Below are 22,049 nucleotides of genomic sequence, written 5' to 3'. Positions count from 1 at the left end.
GCGGGCGGCGTAGGATGATGATCTTCACCGGAGGGTAGGGCGTCGATTGGCAGAGACCGTTCCCCCCGCGTCGACATCGTCGCTTCGACGACTCGTGCCGCGGATCTTCTCGCGGTCGGCGCGACGGGATGATGTCGAGCAGCTGCTGAGGACGGTGCGGACGCACCATCCCAAGGGCGACCTCGTCATCCTCGAGCGCGCCTATGCGGTCGCCGACAAGGCGCACAGTGGTCAGACGCGGCAAAGCGGCGAGCCGTACATCACGCATCCGCTCGCGGTCGCGCAGATCCTCGCCGACCTGGGGCTCGGACCGCGGGCGATCGCCGCGGCGCTCCTCCACGATACGGTCGAGGACACCTCCTACGGGCTCGACGACCTGTCGGCGGAGTTCGGCGACGAGGTGGCGATGCTGGTCGACGGCGTCACCAAACTCGACAAGGTCAAGTACGGCGAGAGCGCGCAGGCCGAGACCGTCCGCAAGATGATCGTCGCGATGTCGCGCGACATCCGCGTCCTGCTCATCAAGCTCGCCGATCGACTCCACAACGCGCGCACCTGGGGCTTCGTGCCGCCCGAGAAGGCGCGGAAGAAGGCGACGGAGACCCTCGAGATCTACGCGCCCCTGGCGCACCGGCTCGGTATTCAGGCGATCAAGTCCGAACTCGAGGACCTGAGCTTCGCGGTACTCCACCCGAAGCTGTACGCCGAGATCGAGAGTCTCGTGCTTCAGCGGACACCCCAGCGCGAGCAGTACGTCCGCAACGTCATCGAGTCCGTCGACGCGGACCTCCGTGAGCTGCGGATCCGCGGACGCGTCATGGGGCGGCCCAAGCAGCTGTACTCGGTCTATCAGAAGATGATCGTGCGCGGTCGCGAGTTCGACGACATCTACGACCTGATCGGCATCCGTGTCCTCGTCGGCAGTGTTCGTGACTGCTATGCGGTCCTCGGGGCCATCCACGCGCGGTGGACGCCGCTTCCGGGCCGGTTCAAGGACTACATCGCGACCCCGAAGTTCAACCTCTACCAGTCGTTGCACACCACGGTCATCGGGCCGAACGGCCGCACGGTCGAGATCCAGATCCGCACCAACGAGATGCACCAGCAGGCGGAGTTCGGCGTCGCCGCCCACTGGAAGTACAAAGAGCAGATGGCGGGTGCGAAGCCCGACGCGAAGGCCGTGGACACCGACATGGCCTGGCTCGCGCACATCTCCGACTGGCAGGCCGAAACCGCCGACCCGGGAGAGTTCCTCGATTCGCTGCGCTTCGAGATCGGCGCGAAGGAGGTGTACGTCTTCACGCCCAAGGGTCGCGTGATCGGCCTCCCCGCAGGGGCGACACCGGTCGACTTCGCCTACGCGGTGCACACCGAGGTCGGGCACCGGACGATGGGCTCCAAGGTGAACGGCCGACTCGTGCCGCTGGAGTCCGAGCTGAAGAGCGGCGACGTCGTCGAGGTCTTCACGTCGAAGAACCCCGACGCAGGTCCCAGCCAGGACTGGCTGAGCTTCGTCAAGAGCACGCGCGCCCGCTCCAAGATCCGAGGCTGGTTCACGAAGGAGCGGCGCGAAGAGGCCATCGAACAGGGCAAGGAGTCCATCGCCCGCGCGATGCGGCGACAGAACCTGCCCCTCCAGCGGCTGATGAGCCAGGATTCGTTCGGCGAGGTGGCGCAGCAGCTGAAGTACGAGGACGTCTCCGCGCTCTATGCGGCGGTCGGCGAAGGACATGTGTCGACCCAGTCGGTGATCGAGAAGGTCACCGCGCTCGTCAGCGCCCAGGACACCTCGACCGGGCCGATCGACATCCCCGTGGTCGGCCGCGCCCGCCAGCCTCGCAGCGGCGACTCCGGAGTTCTGGTGCGGGGTGCCCCCGACATCCTGGTGAAGCTCGCCAAGTGCTGTACGCCGGTCCCCGGCGACGAGATCGTCGGCTTCGTCACCCGCGGAAGCGGGGTGTCGGTCCACCGCGAGGACTGCACCAATGTGGCGTCCCTCAAGCAGGACCCCCAGCGTCTGATCGATGTCGAATGGGCGCCGACGACGAAGAGCCTCTTCCTCGTCCAGATCCAGGTCGAGGCCCTGGACCGCTCGGGTCTGCTCAGCGACGTGACGCGTGTGCTCAGCGAGCATCACGTGAACATCCTGTCGGCGACGGTGTCCACCAACAACGATCGCCTGGCCATCAGTCGTTTCGTCTTCGAGATGGGCGACACCGTCCACCTCGACCGGGTGCTGAACGCCGTCCGGCGCATCGACGCCGTCTACGACGTCTACCGGGTCACGTCGAGCTGATCGCCGAGGGCGGTCAACGCCGCCCGAGCACGGCGGACGTGGGGGAGGGTGCTGGACTCCAGCCACGCGCGCGTCTCTTCGAGGACGGCGGGGACGGCGATCGCGAACGCCCGGGCGGCGTCGGCGTAGACGGGGGACTCCTCGCGCAGGAGGTCGGCGAGGGTACGGGCCCGGGACGTGACGAGCGTGCCCCCGCAGCGGAGCAGGTCGTCCGGATCCACGCGGATGTCGCGATACTGCAGGCGCCGTGAGACCAGCGTATGCCGCCGCCGCGGGCTCGTGCGTTGCACGGTGTGGCGGCCCGGCGGGTGGACCAGACCGCCGTGGATCCACGCGGCGGACAGATGGGTCGCGGCCAGATCGTCGCCGAGCAGCGGGCGGAGGGATGCCGCCCGCAGCGCTACAGTTTCCACGGTGTCGGCCGGGGCGTAGCCCTCGCCGACCTCGACGATGTCGCCGTCGAGACAGGCCGCCGTCAGCTCCGCATGCGAGAGGCGGTCACCGGCGAAGTACAGCAGTCGAGAACCCACCCTCGAAGTGTGCCCTGCATCGCCACGATGCGGCGGCGCGGGCTCCGTTCCTGTGGATATCTCCCGGTCAGTGAAGGGTCAGAGGCCCAGGGCGGAGAGCCAGGCGCGCCGGGCCTCGAGGGCCTCGGTCGCGCGCGCGAGGGCCTTCTTGTCCCCGGAGGCCTCGGCCGTGGCCACGTCCGCCTCGAGCTTGGCGATCGCGTCGGTGAGCTGGCGGGTCATGTCGTTGGCCCGCGCCTTCGTCTCGGGGTTGTTCCGCTTCCAGTCGACCTCTTCGCGACCGCGCAGCGCCTGCTCGATCTTGCGGAGATCGTCGTCGAGCGCGCGCTCGACGTCCCGCGGGAACACGCGACCGATCTCGTCCCAGCGCCGCTGGATGCCGGTGAGGAGCTGGCGGGCCTTGGCGATGTCCCGCTCGTCCGCCACGGCGCCGGCCTCGACGAGCAACGCGCGCTTCGCCTCGATCTTCTCGCGGGAGGCCTCGGCGTCGGCCGCCTCCCGCTCGCCGCGCGCCGAGTACAGGGCGTCACCGGCGGCCTTGAAGCGCGCCCAGAGGGCGTCGTCGGCCTTCTTGCCGGCACGACCGGCGCCCTTCCACTCGTCGAGGAGGTCGCGGTACGCGGGGATGCCCTCCTCGCCACGCGGTGCGAGGGCTTCAGCGCGCTCGACGAGCCGGGTCTTGCGGTCGCGCACGGCCTTGTGGGCCTCGTCGAGCTCGGCGTAGAACTCGCGACGGTGCTTGTCGACGCTCGCACGGGCATCGCGGAAGCGCTTCCAGAGCTGCTGAGCGGTCGCCTTCGGCAGGCGGGGGCCGTTCTGCTGCTGGGACTGCCACTGATCGAACAGCGCCGTCATCTCGGCGGACGCCTGCTTCCACTGCACGGTGCGCGGGTCGCGGGCCGCGAGTGCTTCGGCAGCCTCGACGACCGCGGTGCGCTCGCGCACGGCCTCGTCGACCGCTTCGCGCGCGGCGGCGGCTTCGGTCTCGGATGCCGCGGCCAGCGCCTCGACGAGCGCGGCCACGCGCGCCTCGAGCGACGCGAGGTCGCCGACGGCGGCCGCCCCGTCCAGCTTGCCGGCGACGGTCTTGGCCGCGGAACGCAGGTCGGAGGCGGACGCGCCGCCCCGGCGGTGCCGGACCTCCAGCAACGTCACCTCGGAAGCGAGGTCGGCGTACTTGCGCTCGAAGTAGGCGAGCGCCTCGTCGGTCGAGCCGTCGGGATACTGGCCGACCACGCGCCATCCCGCGGCTTCACGGACCGACACGGTGCCGTCGTCGTCGACGCGTCCCCAGGGCTCGGTCGACGCGGCGTCGTTGGCGGTTTCGGATCGGGATTCTGCTTCGGCAGTCACGGGATGCACCTCATCGCGGATCTCTCCGCCTGTGGGGGAATGAACGGCTCCTCAGCCTAGTACGCGGGTCCGCCCGGCCGGAGGCCGACTCACTCGGTGGGTGCGGCCGTCGGCGCCGGAGCATCCTCCGAAGGTGCCGGTGTGGTCTCGTCCGAGGGTTCCGGGGTCTGCGTCGGCGCGGGGGACTCCACGGGTGCGGGAGTCTCGATCGGCGCGGGAGCACCCGGCCCCGCGGTGAAGTACACCGTCTGCACGCCGACGGCGGCGAGGATCAGCAGGCCTCCCACGACGACGCCGATGAGGTTGTCGCGGCGACGCCGGGCGCCCTGGGAACGGTGGAACTCCGTTCGCGCCTGATACAGCCGCGCGCGCTCTCGCGCCTGTCGGTCCTTCGCCTGGGCCACCGGTTCTCCTCTACGACGAGCGCGGGCCTGCTCGATCGGCCCGATCCTACGGCGCGGGCGGGGGAGCACCCAAACCTGGGCGGCGGTGTCGGTGCCGGCGATTAGCCTGGGCGGGTGAGTACCTCCGCCGCGCTCTTCCAGGGGCAGACGCCGCTGGCGGTGCGCATGCGCCCCGCGTCGCTGGACGAAGTGGCGGGTCAGGAGCACCTTCTCCGGCCTGGGTCTCCTCTCGTCACGCTCGCCGACGCCGGGACGACCGGGCGGACGGCGTCCTCGGTGATCCTTTGGGGGCCGCCCGGAACCGGCAAGACGACCATGGCGCAGGCCATCGCGCGATCCTCCGGCCGACGGTTCGTGGAGTTGTCGGCCGTCACGGCCGGTGTGAAGGACGTGCGTGAAGTCATGCAGGAGGCCGTCACGCAGCGCGACCTGTACGGCCAGTCGACGATCCTTTTCCTCGACGAGATCCACCGATTCACGAAAGCGCAGCAGGATGCCCTGCTTCCGGGGGTCGAGAACGGGTGGGTGGTGCTCATCGCCGCCACGACCGAGAACCCGTCGTTCTCCGTCATCTCCCCCCTGCTGTCGCGCTCGCTCCTGCTCACCCTGCGTCCCCTCACCGACGATCAGCTCGGGTCGCTCCTGGACCGCGCCGTCGAGGATCCCCGGGGCCTCGACGCCGCCGTGACGCTGCTCGCCGAGGCGCGGGAGGCCCTCGTGCGACTGGCCTCCGGCGATGCCCGCCGCGCCCTGACGGCACTCGAGGCGGCGGCATCCCTCGCGGAGGCCCCGGACGACGAGGACGGCGAGCATGACGCGGATAGGCGCCCGGAGATCACGGCCGACCACGTCGCGCAGGCGGTCGATCGTGCCCTGCTGCGCTACGACCGCCAGGGCGATGAGCACTACGACGTCATCAGCGCCTTCATCAAGTCGATCCGGGGGTCCGATCCCGACGCGGCGCTCCACTACCTCGCCCGGATGATCGAGGCGGGGGAGGACCCGCGCTTCATCGCCCGCCGTCTGATCATCTCCGCCTCGGAGGACATCGGACTCGCCGACCCTCAGGGGCTCGTGATCGCCGTCGCCGCCGCCGATGCGGTGCAGTTCATCGGAATGCCGGAAGGGCGGATCCCCCTCGCCGAGGCGACCGCGTACCTCGCCACCACGGCGAAGTCGAACGCCGCGTACCTCGCGATCGACCGCGCGATCGCCGACGTCCGCGCCGGGGGATTCGGCCGGGTGCCGCTGCACCTCCGAGACGCGCACTATCCCGGTGCCAAGAGGCTCGGCCACGGCAAGGGCTATCGCTACCCGCACGACAGCGATGTGGGCGTCGTCGCGCAGCAGTATCTTCCCGACGAGCTTCGCGGCCGTCGCTACTACGACCCGACACCGCGTGGCCAGGAGCGCGACATCGGCGCGCGCTTGGAGAAGATCCGTCGCATCGTCGACGGGGACTGAGTGCTCCGCCGGGGCGGCGGAGGCGGCTCTGGTAGCATGGGACGGCTCGAAACCGAGTTTTCGGGCATCCCCCTCTTCTGACACCGACCTTCTGGCGTGCTCCGGCGTGCAGTCCAGACGGGCGACGAGGGGGGATACGCCCGCAGGCCGTGACTCGCACGGCCGCGTATCGGAAGGAAGTCTTCGTGGCTACGAAGTCCCAGGACCGCCGCAAGGTCCGTCTGTCCCGCGCCCTCGGCGTGGCCCTCACCCCGAAGGCCGCCCGCTACCTCGAGAAGCGTCCCTACGCTCCGGGTGAGCACGGTCGCACCAAGCGCAAGGCCGACAGCGACTACGCCGTCCGTCTGCGTGAGAAGCAGCGTCTGCGCGAGCAGTACGGCATCCGCGAGAAGCAGATGCGCAACACCTTCAACGAGGCCCGTCGCAAGGACGGCCTGACGGGTGAGAACCTCGTCGAGCTGCTCGAGATGCGTCTGGACGCGCTCGTCCTGCGTGCCGGCTTCGCCCGCACCACCGCGCAGGCCCGCCAGCTCGTCGTGCACCGCCACATCCTCGTCGACGGCGAGCTCGTGGACCGCCCGTCGTTCCGCGTGAAGCCGGGTCAGCTCATCCACGTGAAGGCGAAGAGCGAGGGCACCGAGCCCTTCCAGGTCGCCGCCGCCGGTGGGCACGCCGAGGTGCTGCCCCCCGTTCCGGGCTACATCGAGGTCGAGCTCGACAAGCTGCAGGCGCGTCTCGTGCGTCGCCCGAAGCGCGCCGAGGTTCCCGTGGTCTGCGACGTCCAGCTGGTCGTCGAGTACTACGCGGCCCGCTGACGCACCGTCAACAGGCCGGAGGGCGTCGGGGAAACCCGGCGCCCTCCGCTGTTTCCGCCTACGATGGGGATGCCGCGGCCCGGCGGATGGGGGCTGCGAGGAAGTGGTGACATGAAGAACGTCTTCTGGTTCGTGTTCGGTATCGCGAGCGGGTTCGTCCTCGCGCATCTGGTCAACAAGGACCCGCGCGGGCACGAGATGCTCGCCGAGGTCGATGCGAGGATCTCCGAGTTCACCGAACGCATCGGCGACGCATACCGCGAGCAGGAAGCCCGTTTCGCCGGCGCCGTGGACGACGCCGTCACCGCGGCGGGCAAGGCCGCCGAAAAGCTCACCGACTGAACCGCATCCGTGCCCTTTCGGGGGACGCGTGTGCCCGTGCTGCAAGGACCCCACATGAAGACCGCCGAGATCGCCCAGCGCTACCTCGACTACTTCCGCAAGAACGATCACGTGATCGTTCCGTCGGCTTCCCTGGTCACCGATGATCCGGCGCTGCTGTTCACCGTCGCCGGGATGGTCCCGTTCATCCCGTATCTGTCGGGTGACGTGCCCGCGCCCTACAAGCGCGCCGCAGACAACCAGAAGTGCATCCGGACCCTCGACATCGAGGAGGTCGGCAAGACCCCGCGTCACGGGACGTTCTTCCAGATGCTCGGCAACTGGTCGTTCGGCGACTACTTCAAGGAGGGGGCGATCCGCTTCGCGTGGGGCCTGCTGACCTCGCCCGAGGAGGAGGGCGGCCTCGCCTTCGACCCGGCCGATCTGTGGGTGACGGTCTACGAGGAGGACGACGAGGCGCACGATCTGTGGCTGCGGCTCACCGACCTCCCCGGGGAGCGCATCCAGCGCCTGGGCAAGGACACCAACTACTGGTCGACGGGTCTCCCCGGCCCCGCGGGCCCCTGCTCGGAGATCTTCTTCGACCGCGGTCCCGCGTACGGCGTCGACGGGGGTCCGGCCACGGACGACGACCGATACGTGGAGATCTGGAACCTCGTGTTCATGCAGTACGAGATCACCAACGTCCGGTCGAAGTACGACTTCGACATCGTCGGTGAACTCCCCGCGAAGAACATCGACACCGGCATGGGGCTGGAGCGCGTCGCGTTCATCAAGCAGGGCGTGGACAACATGTACGAGACCGACCAGGTGCGTCCGGTCCTCGACAAGGCGGTCGAGCTGTCGGGTCGCACCTACGGTGCCGTCCATGAGGACGACGTGCGCTTCCGCGTCGTGGCCGACCACGTGCGTTCCTCGCTCATGCTGCTCGCCGACGGCGTCACCCCCTCCAACGACGGACGCGGGTACATCCTGCGCCGCCTGATGCGGCGCGCGATCCGCTCGATGCGCCTTCTCGGCGTGGACGGGCCCACCTTCGCCGAGCTCTTCGCCGCATCCCGCGATGCGATGAAGGATGCCTATCCCGAGGTCGAGACGGACTGGGCGCGCATCTCCCAGTACGCCCTCGCGGAGGAGGCGACGTTCCTGCGCACGCTGGCGTCCGGATCGGCGATCCTCGACGAGTCGCTCGCCGCGTCCAAGGCGGCCGGTCGATCCTCGGTGGCCGGATCGGAAGCCTTCCTGCTGCACGACACCTACGGATTCCCGATCGACCTCACGCTCGAGATCGCCGAGGAGGCCGGTCTGACGGTCGACCGCGCGGCGTTCGACAGGCTGATGGCCGAGCAGCGCGACCGAGCGAAGGCCGACGCGCGCTCTCGGAAGAAGCAGCTCGCCGACACGAGCGTCTACCGCGCCCTGCGCGCGCAGGGCGAGACGGTGTTCACCGGCTACTCGGACCTGGAGACCGAATCGAGGGTGCTCGGCATCCTCGTGGACGGCCACCCCGCCGACCGCGCGACGGTCGGGCAGATCGCGGAGGTGGTGCTCGCCGAGACGGCGCTGTACGCCGAGTCGGGCGGTCAGGTCGCCGACAAGGGCGTCATCGTCGGGCCCGGTTACGAGCTCGAGGTGCTCGACGTCCAGCGGCCGGTCCCCGGACTCACCAGTCACACCGTCGAGGTGCTCTCCGGCGAGGTCGGCGTGGGCCAGCCCGCGACGTCGGTGGTGGACGCGGCCAACCGTCGCGCCGCACGCCAGGCGCATTCGGCCACGCACCTCGTCCACGCGGCGCTGCGCGACACGCTGGGCAAGACCGCCACGCAGGCGGGTTCGCTCAACCGCGCCGGCTACATGCGATTCGACTTCTCCTGGAGCCAGGCGCTGTCGGAGGCGACACGGACCGAGATCGAGGAGATCGCCAACAACGCCGTGCGTGACAACCTCGAGGTGCAGACCCGGGTCCTCCCGCTCGACGAGGCGAAGGCACTGGGCGCGATGGCCCTGTTCGGTGAGAAGTACGGGGACAGCGTCCGCATGGTCGACATCGGCGGACCCTGGTCGCGTGAGCTGTGCGCCGGTACGCACGTGTCCCGCAGCTCCGAGGTGGGGCTGATCAACCTGATCGGCGAGTCCTCGGTGGGCGCGTCGAACCGTCGCGTCGAAGCCCTGGTCGGTCTCGACGCGTTCCGCTCGCTCGCGGCGGAGCGCGCCCTGGTGTCGCAGCTGTCCTCGACGCTGAAGACGCCGCGGGAGCAGCTTCCGGGACGCATCGCCGAGCTGACGGCGAATCTGAAGGCCGCCGAGAAGCGCATCGCGGCCCTCGAGGCGAAGTCGCTGGGGGAGCGGGCGCCCGCGTTGCAGGCCGCCGCGCGTCGCGTCGGCGCGGTCACGGTCGTCGCCGAGTCGCTCGGTGCGGCCTCCTCCGCCGACGACGTCCGGACCCTCGCGCTGCAGGTGCGCGACCGTCTCGGCAGCGACGCCGCCGTCGTCGTGCTCGGCGCGGAGGTGGGTGGACGCCCCGTGGTCATCGCGGCGACGAACGACGCCGCACGGGCGACGGGCGCCAAGGCGGGTGCTCTCGTGAAAATCGCCGCCGGCGTCCTCGGCGGCGGCGGTGGCGGACGCGACGACGTCGCCCAGGGCGGAGGAACGGATGCCGCTGCTCTGCCGGCGGCGCTGACCGCCGTGGCGGAGGCCCTGAGCGCGTGAGCGGTTTCCGCCGAGGCGTGCGGCTCGGCATCGACGTCGGCCGCGCCCGCGTCGGTGTCGCGCGCTGCGACCCCGACGGACTGCTCGCCACCCCCATCGAGACCGTGCCGCGCGACGACGCCGCGGTGGCACGCATCACCGCCCTCGCGGAGGAGTACTCCGCAACGGAGATCTGGGTGGGCCTCCCCACCAATCTGCGCGGTGAGGACACCGCGTCCACGACCGACGCGCGAGGCTTCGCGGCGGAGCTCGCCGCTCGTGCCGCCCGTCCTGTCCGCCTCGTCGACGAGCGTCTGTCGACGGTGAGCGCGCACGCCGTTCTGCGCAATGCAGGCAAGAGCCAGCGTTCGTCTCGTAGCATTGTGGATCAGGTCGCCGCGGTCGTGCTCCTGCAGCATGCACTCGATGTGGAGAAGAGCACGGGGCGCCCACCTGGCACACCCGTCCCCCAGGAGTCTCCCTGATGCCCCACGACACCGATCCGTTCGCGGACCTGTTCGGCAAGTTGCCCGACCCGCGGACCCGGTCCACCGGCGACGGTGCCGGCCCCGCTGCGGGGCGAGACGCCCCCGCGGAGCGCCGCGCCGATGCGCGCGGATCGGACCCCGTGCCGAGCCCGACCGGACAGACCCCGACCGGACAGACCCCGGCATCCGCTGATCCTCCGCTCACGCGGCGCCAGGCTCGCAGGACGCCGGATGCGGGTGCCGAGTCTGCGATCCGCGCCGATGAGCCGAAGCGGACGGCGAGCCCCGGGGAGTCCGCGTCGACGCCCGCGATCACTCGTCCCCCGGCGCCGGTGACGCCGAGTCGAGGGTCCGCCGCGACGGCGTCATCCTCCCCGGCCGCCGCGGAGCAGCCCGCCCGAGCGGCGCGCAGCTCCACGAGCACCGCCACGTTGGAAGACCTCTTCGCGAGGGAGCATTCGGGCGACGAGATGGGTTCCCCGCCCCGTGCTCCGCGTCGACGTCGACGGGTCGGGATGTGGATCGCCCTCGCCCTCGTGCTCGTCGTCGTCGGAGGTGTCGCCGCGGGCGGTCTGTGGGTGTGGAACACCTACGAGAGCCAGATCCGCGCTGTCATGGGGTGGGAGGAGCCGAAGGACTTCGAGCCCGGCATGGCCAACGGCGAGGCGTTCGTGACGATCGCCAGCGGTGACAGCGGAGGACCGATCTCCCAGTCGCTCTTCGAAGCGGGTGTCACCAAGACCCCGGGAGCCTTCTACGACTACCTCATCGCCACCGCGCAGAACCCCCCGTTCCAGCCCGGGGTGTACGCACTGCAGCGCCAGATGACCTCGGAGGCGGCACTCGAGGCGCTACTGAACCCCGAGAACAAGATGGAGGACTCCGCTCAGTTGCCGGAGGGCCTGACCGTGGAGCAGTCGCTGACGCGACTGGCCGACGGCACCGGCATCCCCCTGGAGGAGTTCCAGGCCGCCGTCGCCGACCCGTCCGCGTACGGGGTGCCGGCGGACACCCTCGAGGGATGGCTCTTCCCGGCCACCTACACCTTCGACCCGGGGACGACCGCCCCGCAGATCATCCAGCGTCTGGTCGACCGCACGGTGCAGTCCCTCGACTCCGCGGGGGTGCCCGTGGAGGACCGCGAGGAGATCCTGACCATCGCCTCGATCATCCAGCGCGAAGCACGTTTCGAAGCCGACATGCAGAAGGTGTCGCGCGTCATCCAGAACCGGCTGGACCCCACCAACCAGGAGACGTTCGGCCTTCTGCAGATGGACTCCACGGCGCAGTACGGATACGGCGAGATGCACGCGGGAAGCGCGAGCACCTCCGCCGAGGCGCAGTTCGACGACAACCCGTGGAACACCTACGTGCGGACGGGTCTGCCCGTCGGACCGATCGCCAACCCCGGGGACGTCGCGATCGCCGCGGCCCTGAACCCCGCCGACGGCGACTGGCTGTACTTCGTCACCGTGAACCTCGACTCGGGCGAGACGGTGTTCACGAACAACCTCGCCGACCACAACGCCGCCGTGGCGCAGTGGCAGGCCTGGTGCCGCGACAACCCGGACTCGGGGTGCTGATCACCGGAGACCGGCTGGCGGTCTGGGGCGATCCGATCGCCCACAGTCGGTCGCCCCAGTTGCACGCCGCGGCCTATCGGGTACTCGGTCTCGACTGGCGCTACTCGCGCCGCCGGGTGGACGCGGCAGGGTTCGCGGACGCCCTCGCGGGGCTCGACGCGAGATGGCGCGGGCTGTCGCTGACGATGCCGCTCAAGTCGGTCGCGCACCGCACCGCCGTGACACACGATCGGCACGCACAGCTCACCGGTGCGGTGAACACCCTGCTTCTGGATGCCGGAGGACCGCGCGGATTCAACACCGACGTCGGTGGCATCGTCGCCGCTCTCGCCGAGTCCGGCATCGACGCGGTGACCACCGCGCGCATCATCGGCGCCGGCGCCACCGCGACCTCCGCGCTGGTCGCGCTGGCGGAGATGGGTGCCGGCACGATCGAGATCGTCGCGCGGCGCCCCGAAGCCTTCGAGCCGCTCACCGTCCTGGGCGAAGCGCTCGGCGCCCGCGTGGTCGGGGTTCCGTTCGCCGCCGCCGCGCGGACGCCGGTGCCGGTGACGGTCGCCACCCTCCCGGGCGATGCCGCGGTGCCCGAGGCCGACGGCATCCGGCTGGCGCGGAACGGGGGCCTCCTCCTCGACGTCGTCTACGGCCACTGGCCCACGCCTCTGGCGGGTCACTGGCAGAACGAGGGGGCAACCGCACTGTCCGGCCTCGGGATGCTGCTGCACCAGGCCGTCCGGCAGGTGCGCATCTTCACCTCCGGTGAGGCTGAGACACCCCTTCCGGAGGAGGCGGCGGTGCTGTCGGCGATGCGCTCCGCCGCCGAAGGTCCGCTCGCGGCGTCATCCGACCCGGACGACGTGGGAGACTAGACCAATGCTCCGCGTGCTCACGGCCGGCGAATCGCACGGCCCCGAACTCGTCGCCATCATGGAGGGCCTCCCCTCCGGCATCCCCGTTTCGCGTGCCGCGATCCAAGCGGATCTCGCGCGCCGCAAGCTCGGCTACGGTCGCGGCTCACGGATGAAGTTCGAGGAGGACGATCTGTCCATCTCGTCGGGGGTCGTCCAGGGACGCACCCTCGGGAGCCCCGTCGCCCTGCGCATCGGGAACACCGAGTGGCCCAAATGGGTCGAGGTGATGAGCGCGGAGCCCACCGAGCTCACCGAACGCTCGCGCGGACGCGGGGCGGCCCTCACCCGTCCGCGTCCCGGCCACGCCGACCTCGTCGGGATGCAGAAGTACGACTTCGACGAGGCGCGCCCGATCCTCGAGCGCGCCAGCGCCCGCGAGACCGCCGCCCGGGTCGCGCTCGGTGCCGTCGCCCGGGCCTTCCTCGGCGAGCTCGGCATCCGTCTGGTCAGCCATACGCTCTCGATCGGTCCGGTCCGTGTCCCCGAGGGGCGGGCGGTCCCGACGCCGGACGACGTGGACGGTCTCGACGCGGATCCGTTGCGGTGCTTCGATCCCGAGACGAGCGCGCGCATGGTCGCAGAGGTGGATGCCGCACGCAAGGACGGCGACACCCTCGGCGGCATCGTCGAGGTGCTCGCCTACGGTCTGCCGCCGGGGCTCGGATCCCACGTCCACTGGGACCGTCGCCTCGACGCCAAGCTCGCGCACGCCCTCATGAGCATCCAGGCCATCAAGGGCGTCGAAGTCGGCGACGGCTTCCTCACCACCACGCGTCGGGGATCCGACGCGCACGACGAGCTCTTCGCCGCGGCGCAGGGCATCACCCGCGCCACGGACAAGGCGGGCGGCACCGAAGGCGGGATGTCGACCGGCACCCCGCTGCGCGTCCGAGCGGGCATGAAGCCCATCGCGACGATCCCGAGGGCCCTCCGCACCGTCGACGTCGCCACCGGCGAGACCGCGGCCGCGCACCACCAGCGCTCGGACGTCTGCGCCGTCCCGGCCGCCGGCGTCGTGGCGGAGGCCATGGTCGCCATCGTCCTGGCCGACGTGGTGCTGGAGAAGTTCGGCGGCGACAGCATCGGCGAGACGCGTCGCAACCTCGAGGCCTACCTCGCCGCGATCCCGGAGACGCTCCGCTCGAGCGCGGACGTCGACGCGGTCCTCGCCACGCATGACCTCTCCTGAGTCCGGGGCGATCGTCCTCGTCGGTCCGATGGGAGCCGGCAAGACCAGCATCGGGCGTCGTGTCGCGCGCGACCTCGGCGTGGGCTTCAGCGACACCGACAAGATCGTGGTGCGGGACCACGGACCGATCCCGCAGATCTTCGTGGAGCACGGCGAAGCGCGCTTCCGCGAGCTCGAACATCACGCCGTGGCCGAGGCGCTCCGCGCGGGTGGTGTCGTCGCCCTCGGGGGCGGCGCGATCCTCGACGCGCGCACCCGGTCCCTCCTCGAGACCCATCGCGTGGTCCTCCTCACCGTGAGCCCGCAGACGGTGGCCGGACGCCTGCACGGCGACGATCGCCCGCTTCTCGCCGGCGACGACGCTCTGGAGCGCTGGCACCGGATCTGGACCGAGAGGCGCCCGCTGTACGACAGCGTCGCCGACGTGACCTTCGACACCTCGCGCGGCCCCCTCTCACGGGTGGTGGATGCCGTCACCGCCTGGGTACGCGGCACCGACGCCCCCTCGACCTCCCCGACGACCGCCGTGTCGTCCCGCTCTTCCAAGGAGTCCTCGTGACCGAGTCCGTGACCGATACCACCACGATCACCGTCGCCGGTGACGACGGGTACGACATCCTCGTCGGTCGCGGCATCCTGGACCGTGTCGGGGACGCCCTGCCGGTTGCCGCACGCAAAGCCCTGATCGTCCACGCCCCCACCCTCGCCGAGCGCGCGGGTGCGCTGCGCCAGCAGCTGCTCGAGGGCGGCCGGGAGGTCCTGCTGGCCGAGATCCCCGACGCCGAGCAGGGCAAGCGCGTCGAGGTCGCCGCATTCTGCTGGCAGGTGCTCGGGCAGGCGGACTTCACCCGCACCGACGCCGTCATCGGCTTCGGCGGGGGAGCGGTGACGGATCTCGCCGGTTTCGTCGCCGCGACGTGGTTGCGCGGAGTCGCCGTCGTCCAGGTGCCCACCACGGTGCTCGCGATGGTCGACGCGGCGGTCGGCGGCAAGACCGGCATCAACACCGCCGAGGGCAAGAACCTCGTGGGTGCGTTCTGGCCGCCGCGCGCGGTGGTGTGCGATCTCGACCTGCTCGACTCGCTGTCGGCGAACGAGCGGACCGCGGGTTTCGCCGAGGTCGTCAAGGCGGGTTTCATCTCGGCGCCCGAGATCCTCGACATCATCGAGGCGGACCCCGTCGCCGCAGTCGATCCGCACAGCGCGGGATTCCGTCGCTGCGTCGAGCTGGCCATCGAGATGAAGGCCCGTGTGGTGGGGGAGGATCTCCGCGAAGCGGGGCTCCGCGAGATCCTGAACTACGGGCACACGCTCGGGCACGCCATCGAGCACGCCGAGCGCTACCGCTGGCGTCATGGTGCGGCCATCTCGATCGGCATGGTCTTCGCCGCCGAGCTGTCGCGTCTGGCCGGTCGCCTCGATGACGCATCCGCGCAGCGGCATCGGACGATCCTCGAGAGCCTCGGGCTGCCGACGACCTATCGCGCGGGCGCGTGGCCGCAGCTGCTGGCCACGATGCAGCGCGACAAGAAGAGCCGAGGCGGGATGCTGCGCTTCATCGTGCTGGACGACATCGCCCGCCCCACCGTGCTGCGCGCGCCCGACGAGTCGCTGCTGTTCGCGGCGTACCAGGAGGTCGCCGGGTGACGAACGAGTCCGCCGGCGCGCGAGATCGCGGCGATGTGCGAGATTGCGGACCGCGGAGGCCTCCGGCATCCGTCATCCCGCACATCTCCGTGATCGTGCGCGGCTAGTGTGAACGCGTGACCGACCGCCGCCTGCTGCTCGTCAACGGCCCGAACCTGAACCTCCTGGGCACCCGCCAGCCGGAGATCTACGGACATGAGACCCTCGCCGACGTGGAGGACCTCGTCCGGGATCGGGCGGGACGCCGTGGGTTCGACATCCGCGCGATCCAGAGCAACCACGAGGGTGTCCTCATCGACGCGATCCACGCCGCACGCGCGGACTGCGCCGGCATCGTCATCAATCCCGGTGGATTGACCCACACCTCCGTCGCTCTGCGGGACGCCCTTGCCGGCGTCTCCCTCCCCGTCGCGGAGGTGCACATCTCCGACATCTCGGCGCGCGAGTCGTTCCGCCACTTCTCCTACGTGCGGGATGTCGCCGCGGTCCACGTCATCGGCGAGGGGATCGCCGGGTACGGCCGCGCGACCGACGCGCTGATCGCCCTCATCTCGGGGGACGAGGCCGCGGGAGGCGTCCCGTAGAATCGACTGTCGGCCGCGCTCGGCGCGTGCCCCGAATCCCAACGAACGGACATTCCACCTCATGGCATCCACCGCAGACATCAAGAACGGCGTCGTCCTCAACATCGACGGTCAGCTCTGGAGCGTCGTGGAGTTCCAGCACGTCAAGCCCGGCAAGGGCGGCGCGTTCGTGCGCACCAAGCTGAAGAACGTCGTCACCGGCAAGGTCGTCGACAAGACCTACAACGCCGGCGCGAAGATCGAGACCGAGAACGTCGACCGCCGCGACTTCACCTACCTCTACAACGACGGTGAAGGCTTCGTCTTCATGGACGTCGCCGACTACGACCAGCTCACGGTCCCGGCCGCGACCGTCGGAGACGCGGCGAACTTCCTGCTGGAGAACCAGCAGGTCCAGATCGCGCTGAACAACGGCAATCCGCTCTACATTGAGCTTCCGGCGTCGGTCGTACTGGAGATCACCTACACCGAGCCCGGCCTGCAGGGCGACCGTTCGTCGGCGGGTACCAAGGCGGCGACGCTCGAGACCGGGTACGAGATCCAGGTGCCGCTGTTCGTCGAGCAGGGCACGAAGGTCAAGGTCGACACCCGCAGCGGTGACTACCTCGGCCGCGTCAACTGACGCGTGAGCGCCCGGAGCAAGGCGCGCAAGCGCGCCCTCGACATCCTTTTCCAAGCCGACGTGCGCGGCGAGGACATCCCCGTGATGCTCGCCGTCGAGGCCAAGCGCGCCGCCGCCGAGCCCGCCCGCGAGGCATCGTGGCTCTACGCCCGCGAGATCGTCGACGGTGTCATCGACAACCGCGATGAGATCGACGAGCAGATCACCACGTACGCCAAGGACTGGTCGCTCGCACGGATGCCGGCCGTGGACCGCGCGGTCCTCCGCATCGGCGTCTGGGAGATCCTCTTCAACGACGCCGTGCCCCCGGCGGTCGCGATCGACGAGGCCGTCGAGCTCGCCAAGGAGTATTCGACCGACGATTCCGGCTCGTTCGTGCACGGCATCCTGGGGCGGATCGCCCGCACCTCGTGACGGGGCGACAGCCCTGATCGGTGCACGCCGATGTCCGCGGCGGCGACGAGGATGATCCCGTGACCTCCCACTGGCGCGACCTCCTCGGCACCGGCGGGCGCGACGGCGATGGCGGTGAGGCGCTCGCGCTCGGCTTCGAGCTGCGCCGCCGCGAGCCGTACGATCCCGCGCGGTGGGAGCCGCGTGGTGTGGCCACCGTGACCACCGCGACGCTGACCGGCGTCGCGGGAGATCTCCACGTGGCCCTTCGACCGCTCATGCGAGGATCCCGCGGGGACTGGATCCGGGGGGACGTGTCCTGGGAGTCGCTGCGGCGTGGCCCCTCCCGTTTCCGTCCCGACCAGGTGCGGTGGTTCGCCGAGCTGCACGCCCTCTCCCGGGTGGCGCGGCCCGAGGCGCCGCTGCCCACGACCGGCGATGTGGTCGTGCTCGACGAGATCGTGTCGACCCATGTGTGGCCTCACCTCCAGGCGGCATCGGATGCCGGCGTGCCCCTGGTGCCTGCGACGGGGCACCAGGAGGTGACGCTGGCCGATGCGGCGAGCGCACGCGTCGCAGTGGATCCGCGTCGCGGGGGAGGCCTTCGCCTGTCCGCCGACATCGACCTCCCGGGACTCGCTCCGGACGCGGCCGTGATCCGTCCGGTCGGGCAATGCGGCCTGTACGCGGCCGAGGCACGCGGTGACGTGGTCCGGCTGATCCTCGCAGCGGTGCCCTTGCCGATGCCCCTTCCGCGTCTGCTCCTCGACGGTGCGGTCGACGTGCCGGCGGGCGACACGGACGCGTTCCTCGTCGAGACCTACCCGCGGCTCGCGCGGTCGGCGCCGCTCTCGATCGCGGACGGGGTGCCCCCGCCCCCGGAGGATCGACCGACCCTGGGCGTCGACGTGACCTACCGGGACGACGGGGTCGCCGAGTACGGCATGCGCTGGCGCTACCCCGGGGTCGCCGTCGCCTTCGACGATGACGCGGCGTCCGCCGGCATCGTCCGTGACGCCGAGGGAGAAGCGCGGATCATCGCCGTCCTCGAGGGCCTCTGGAGCGCCGCGGGTGCCGAGTTCCAGCCGTCGGCCGTCCTCGACGATGCCGACGCCGCGGCGTTCGCGACCGCGATCCTCCCGGAGCTGGATGCGCACCCCGACATCGTCGTCACGGTCGAGGGGGCGCCTCCCACGGCCGAAGCCCTCCGCGGGGACCCGCGCATCCGGATCACCGCCGTCCCGTCGTCGGATCCGGACTGGTTCGATCTCGGCATCCTCGTGTGGATCGACGGCAGGCCCGTCCCGTTCGGTGCGCTCTTCCGCGCGCTCTCGCGGGGACGGGCGCGGATGAAGCTCGCCGACGGCGGATGGTTCTCCCTCCGTCATCCCGCGCTGCGACGCCTGAAAGACCTCCTCGACGAGGCGGGCGACCTGGACGAGTGGGAGACGGGACCGCGGGTCGCGCGGAGCCAGATCAGTCTGTGGGCGGATTTCGAGGATCTCGCGGACGAGTCGGATGCCGCCGCCGAATGGCGCGCGCTCGTCGCCGCGTTCGCCGACGAAGGGTCGCCGACGCCCCCGCTGGATGTCCCCACAGGGATCCGCGCGACGCTTCGTCCGTATCAGCGCGACGGGCTGTCGTGGCTGGCGCGCTTGCACGACCATCGGCTCGGGGGGATCCTCGCCGACGACATGGGCCTCGGGAAGACCCTGCAGCTGCTGAGCCTCGTCGCCCGCGACCGGGAGCGCGGCGGGCGGCGCCCCTGGCTGGTGGTCGCGCCCACCTCGGTGATCACCACGTGGCGTCGGGAGGCGGCGCGATTCGCCCCGGATCTTCGTGTCGCCCTCATCGACGGCACAGCGGCCCGGCGTGATCGCACGGTCCTCGACGTCGCCGCCACGGCGGACGTCGTCGTAGCGTCCTACGGCGTGGTCCGCATCGACGCCGACGAGTTCGCCGCGCTCACCTGGGCGGGGCTGATCCTCGACGAGGCGCAGTTCGTCAAGAACCCGGCGACCAGGATCCATCGCGCCGTCGCGGCGATCCGCTCCGGCGGTGTCTTCGCCGTGACGGGCACCCCGATGGAGAACAGCGTGGAGGATCTCTGGGCGCTGCTCTCGCTCACAGCGCCCGGTCTGTTCCCGTCGCGTCGCCGCTTTCGGGAGGAGTACGTCCGTCCGCTCACCCGGACGGATGGGGACGCGCCGACGCCCCTCGCCGTCGCGGCCGGTCGCTCCCACCGCGCGCGACAGCGTGAGAACCTCCGCCGACGCACGCGGCCCTTCCTCCTCCGGCGGACGAAGGAGCACGTCGCCCCGGAGCTGCCTGCGAAGCAGGAGCAGGAGATCGAGGTGCGGCTCTCGCCGGCGCACCGCGCCCTCTACGACCGCGTCCTCCAACGGGAGCGCCAGAAGATCCTCGGGCTCCTGGACGACCTGGACCGCCAGCGCTTCATCGTCTTCCGCTCCCTCACGCTCCTGCGCATGCTGAGCCTCGCCCCGGCTCTGATCGACGAGCGCGATGCCGGGCTCGGCTCGGCGAAGCTGGACGTCCTGGTGGAACGCATCGCCGAGGTGCGGGCGGAAGGTCACCGGGTGCTGGTCTTCAGCCAGTTCACCTCCTTCCTCGACCTCGCGGGCGCACGGCTGAGCGAGGCGGGCATCGTCCATACCCGCCTGGACGGCACCACCCGGGGACGGGACGCGGTCGTGGAGGAGTTCCGCTCCGGGCGGGCCCCCGTCTTCCTCATCAGCTTGAAGGCGGGCGGGTTCGGTCTCACCCTCACGGAGGCGGAGTACGTCTTCCTCCTCGATCCGTGGTGGAACCCGGCTGCCGAATCGCAGGCGGTCGACCGTGCGCATCGCATCGGCCAGAGTCGGAGCGTCTTCGTCTACCGGCTGATCGCCGCCGGAACCATCGAGGAGAAGGTGCGCGCACTCCAGCAGCGCAAGGCCGACCTCATCCGCGGCGTGCTCGACGACGGTGCCGCGTTCGCCGATGTTCTGGACGCGTCCGACATCCGCTCGCTGCTGGAGCCGTGATTATCCCCGGCTCCTCACGGAGCGCCCAGGAGGGGCCCGCGTAGACTCGGAGAGTTCATTTCCGACAGGAGCGACATGAAGATCACAGGCCTCGGGCACGCCGGGATGTTCATCGAGACCGCGGGGGGCTCGATCCTCTGCGACCCGGTGATCGGCCCCAGCTTCTTCGGTTCGTGGTTTCCGTTCCCGGACAACCGCGCGCTCGACTGGGAGCGGTACGGTGCCGCGGACTTCCTCTACATCTCGCACCGTCACCGCGACCACTTCGACCCGGCACTCCTCGAGCGGTACGTCTCGAAGGACATCCGCGTGCTCCTGCCGGAGTACCCCACCGACGATCTCGAGCAGGACCTGATCGCCCTCGGCTACACCAATCTGGTGCGGACCGAAGCCGGCGTCCCCCTCGAGTTCGGGCCGCTGAAGCTCATGGTGACACCGCTGCGCGCGCCGAGCGACGGCCCCATCGGCGACTCGTCGCTCTCGGTCGACGACGGAACCGCCTCGGTGCTGAACCAGAACGACTCCCACCCGCTGGACCTTGAGAAGCTGTTCGACTTCGGCAAGCCCGACGCCTACTTCACCCAGGTCTCGGGGGCCATCTGGTGGCCGATGGTCTACGACCTGCCGCAGGACGCCAAGCAGAACTTCGCCCAGCTGAAGCGCGACGCGCAGAACAAGCGCGCGATGTACTACATCGAGAAGGTCGACGCCGAGCACGTCTTCCCGATGGCCGGGCCGCCGATGTTCCTCCGCGATGCGCTGTTCCGGTACAACGGCACGGGACTGGAGAACGACTCGATCTTCACCGACCAGCACCAGTTCCTCCAGCACATGGCCGAAGTCCGCCCGGAGCAGAAGGGCCACCTGTTCCTCCCCGGCACGGAGGTCGAGGTGCGCGGGAGCGACGTCACGGTCACGCAGACGCTCTTCTCCGAAGCGGAGATCGCCGGGATCTTCGAGGACAAGTGGGAGTACCTCGCCGCGCAGCGAGACAGTCGTCAGGAGGAGATCGCGGCGGAAGAAGCCACCCGCGCCGAGATCATGCCGCCCGCGGAGATGCTGGCTGCGCTGAAGGAGTGGTGGGAGCCGCTGCTCCGGCGGGCGCGGACGATCCGAAACGGCGTCGGCGGGATGGTGCGCTTCCGCATCGGCGAGCTCGACATGGTCGTCGACTTCCCCAAGGCCAAGCTCCGGGAGTATGCGGGCGAGGAGTGCGTGTACTGGTACACGATCCCCGCCGACCTGGTCTCGACGAACATCCGCGACCACGAGATCGACTGGTCGAACTCGATCTTCCTCTCGATGCAGTTCGAGGTGGGGCGCTCGGGCAAGTTCAACGAGTTCCTCACGACGTTCCTGAAGTGCCTCTCGCGGGACCGGATCGAGTACGTCGAGAACTGGTACGCCGAGCAGTCCGATCAGACGGAGGATGCCGAGATCGACGGCTGGCAGGTCCAGCGCCGCTGCCCGCACCTGCGGGCGGATCTCACCAAGACCGGCAAGATCGAGGACGGCGTCCTCACGTGTTCCCTGCACGACTGGAAGTGGGACCTGGCGACCGGACGCTGCCTGACCACGACCGGTCACCCGATCCGCTCGCAGCGCGTCACCGAGGATGCCGCCGTCCGATAGGCTGTCCTGCGATCACCACAGCAACCTTTAATCCCGTCCCGTGAGGCGGAGAAGGGAGCGG

The 22,049-nt window shown here is 70.3% G+C and carries 19 protein-coding genes; 16 read left to right on the top strand and 3 right to left on the bottom strand.

Going from position 1 to position 22,049, the window contains the following annotated elements:
* Positions 1-46: 46 nt before the first annotated feature.
* Positions 47-2,296, top strand: a complete 2,250-nt coding sequence (locus LTL01_RS13360) for a RelA/SpoT family protein (RefSeq protein ID WP_053547418.1) — start codon at positions 47-49, stop codon at positions 2,294-2,296.
* Here the strand turns inward: LTL01_RS13360 and LTL01_RS13355 are convergent.
* From LTL01_RS13355 to LTL01_RS13345, 3 genes are all read right to left on the bottom strand, one after another.
* Positions 2,275-2,826: a type IV toxin-antitoxin system AbiEi family antitoxin gene (locus LTL01_RS13355; RefSeq protein ID WP_236968915.1), complete on the bottom strand. Its 552-nt coding sequence runs from the start codon at positions 2,824-2,826 to the stop codon at positions 2,275-2,277. The two genes, LTL01_RS13360 and LTL01_RS13355, sit on opposite strands and share 22 nt — an antisense overlap.
* A 78-nt stretch (positions 2,827-2,904) precedes the next feature.
* Positions 2,905-4,179, bottom strand: coding sequence for a DUF349 domain-containing protein (locus tag LTL01_RS13350; protein WP_236968914.1), 1,275 nt, complete (start codon positions 4,177-4,179; stop codon positions 2,905-2,907).
* Between the two features lie 89 nt (positions 4,180-4,268).
* Complete coding sequence (locus LTL01_RS13345; protein ID WP_236968913.1) at positions 4,269-4,583, bottom strand: dioxygenase; 315 nt, start codon at positions 4,581-4,583, stop codon at positions 4,269-4,271.
* A 114-nt stretch (positions 4,584-4,697) separates the two neighbouring features.
* Here LTL01_RS13345 and LTL01_RS13340 point away from each other — a divergent pair, with 114 nt between their 5' ends.
* From LTL01_RS13340 to LTL01_RS13270, 15 genes are all read left to right on the top strand, one after another.
* Positions 4,698-6,047 (top strand): replication-associated recombination protein A, encoded by a 1,350-nt coding sequence (locus LTL01_RS13340; RefSeq protein WP_236968912.1) that lies wholly within the window; start codon positions 4,698-4,700, stop codon positions 6,045-6,047.
* A gap of 185 nt (positions 6,048-6,232) precedes the next feature.
* The gene (gene rpsD, locus LTL01_RS13335; protein WP_053547503.1) at positions 6,233-6,862 is read left to right on the top strand and encodes a 30S ribosomal protein S4; all 630 of its coding nucleotides are present in this window, start codon (positions 6,233-6,235) and stop codon (positions 6,860-6,862) included.
* A gap of 111 nt (positions 6,863-6,973) precedes the next feature.
* Complete coding sequence (locus tag LTL01_RS13330; protein ID WP_053547422.1) at positions 6,974-7,204, top strand: ATPase; 231 nt, start codon at positions 6,974-6,976, stop codon at positions 7,202-7,204.
* Positions 7,205-7,258: 54 nt separating this feature from the next.
* Entirely contained in the window at positions 7,259-9,916 is a 2,658-nt protein-coding gene (gene alaS, locus LTL01_RS13325) for an alanine--tRNA ligase (RefSeq protein ID WP_236968911.1), read from the top strand.
* Positions 9,913-10,380, top strand: coding sequence for a Holliday junction resolvase RuvX (gene ruvX / locus LTL01_RS13320; RefSeq protein ID WP_236968910.1), 468 nt, complete (start codon positions 9,913-9,915; stop codon positions 10,378-10,380). The genes alaS and ruvX overlap by 4 nt, the downstream gene beginning before the upstream one ends.
* Complete coding sequence (gene mltG / locus LTL01_RS13315; RefSeq protein WP_236968909.1) at positions 10,380-11,966, top strand: endolytic transglycosylase MltG; 1,587 nt, start codon at positions 10,380-10,382, stop codon at positions 11,964-11,966. Before ruvX ends, mltG begins: the two co-directional genes overlap by 1 nt.
* Positions 11,936-12,835 carry a shikimate dehydrogenase gene (locus LTL01_RS13310; RefSeq protein ID WP_308195190.1) on the top strand — a complete coding sequence of 300 codons (900 nt, stop codon included), beginning with the start codon at positions 11,936-11,938 and terminating at the stop codon, positions 12,833-12,835. Before mltG ends, LTL01_RS13310 begins: the two co-directional genes overlap by 31 nt.
* 4 nt (positions 12,836-12,839) lie before the next feature.
* On the top strand, positions 12,840-14,066 hold the full coding sequence (gene aroC / locus LTL01_RS13305) for a chorismate synthase (protein WP_053547425.1): 1,227 nt from the start codon (positions 12,840-12,842) through the stop codon (positions 14,064-14,066).
* On the top strand, positions 14,053-14,625 hold the full coding sequence (locus LTL01_RS13300; protein WP_236968908.1) for a shikimate kinase: 573 nt from the start codon (positions 14,053-14,055) through the stop codon (positions 14,623-14,625). Before aroC ends, LTL01_RS13300 begins: the two co-directional genes overlap by 14 nt.
* 8 nt (positions 14,626-14,633) lie before the next feature.
* Entirely contained in the window at positions 14,634-15,713 is a 1,080-nt protein-coding gene (aroB, locus tag LTL01_RS13295; protein WP_236968929.1) for a 3-dehydroquinate synthase, read from the top strand.
* Positions 15,714-15,829: 116 nt separating this feature from the next.
* Complete coding sequence (locus tag LTL01_RS13290; protein WP_236968907.1) at positions 15,830-16,297, top strand: type II 3-dehydroquinate dehydratase; 468 nt, start codon at positions 15,830-15,832, stop codon at positions 16,295-16,297.
* Between the two features lie 61 nt (positions 16,298-16,358).
* The gene (gene efp, locus LTL01_RS13285) at positions 16,359-16,919 is read left to right on the top strand and encodes an elongation factor P (RefSeq protein ID WP_053547428.1); all 561 of its coding nucleotides are present in this window, start codon (positions 16,359-16,361) and stop codon (positions 16,917-16,919) included.
* 3 nt (positions 16,920-16,922) lie between these two features.
* The gene (gene nusB, locus LTL01_RS13280) at positions 16,923-17,333 is read left to right on the top strand and encodes a transcription antitermination factor NusB (RefSeq protein ID WP_053547429.1); all 411 of its coding nucleotides are present in this window, start codon (positions 16,923-16,925) and stop codon (positions 17,331-17,333) included.
* Between the two features lie 59 nt (positions 17,334-17,392).
* Entirely contained in the window at positions 17,393-20,356 is a 2,964-nt protein-coding gene (locus LTL01_RS14885; protein WP_236968906.1) for a DEAD/DEAH box helicase, read from the top strand.
* 75 nt (positions 20,357-20,431) lie between these two features.
* Positions 20,432-21,988, top strand: a complete 1,557-nt coding sequence (locus LTL01_RS13270; RefSeq protein ID WP_053547430.1) for a Rieske 2Fe-2S domain-containing protein — start codon at positions 20,432-20,434, stop codon at positions 21,986-21,988.
* The last annotated feature ends 61 nt before the right edge of the window (positions 21,989-22,049 follow it).

Source organism: Microbacterium aurantiacum (genome assembly GCF_021654035.1).
Classification (GTDB): Bacteria; Actinomycetota; Actinomycetes; order Actinomycetales; family Microbacteriaceae; genus Microbacterium; species Microbacterium aurantiacum.
The sequence above is the reverse complement of the archived record's forward strand: the minus strand, read 5'-3'. Positions and strand labels throughout refer to the sequence as shown.

What these genes read in the sequence shown, in the direction of transcription:
- mltG (WP_236968909.1), top strand. Translation starts at nt 10,380, where the DNA reads ATGCCCCACGACACCGATCCGTTCGCGGACCTGTTCGGCAAGTTGCCC.
- aroC (WP_053547425.1), top strand. Translation starts at nt 12,840, where the DNA reads ATGCTCCGCGTGCTCACGGCCGGCGAATCGCACGGCCCCGAACTCGTC.
- LTL01_RS13330 (WP_053547422.1), top strand. Translation starts at nt 6,974, where the DNA reads ATGAAGAACGTCTTCTGGTTCGTGTTCGGTATCGCGAGCGGGTTCGTC.
- LTL01_RS13300 (WP_236968908.1), top strand. Translation starts at nt 14,053, where the DNA reads ATGACCTCTCCTGAGTCCGGGGCGATCGTCCTCGTCGGTCCGATGGGA.
- LTL01_RS13270 (WP_053547430.1), top strand. Translation starts at nt 20,432, where the DNA reads ATGAAGATCACAGGCCTCGGGCACGCCGGGATGTTCATCGAGACCGCG.
- efp (WP_053547428.1), top strand. Translation starts at nt 16,359, where the DNA reads ATGGCATCCACCGCAGACATCAAGAACGGCGTCGTCCTCAACATCGAC.
- alaS (WP_236968911.1), top strand. Translation starts at nt 7,259, where the DNA reads ATGAAGACCGCCGAGATCGCCCAGCGCTACCTCGACTACTTCCGCAAG.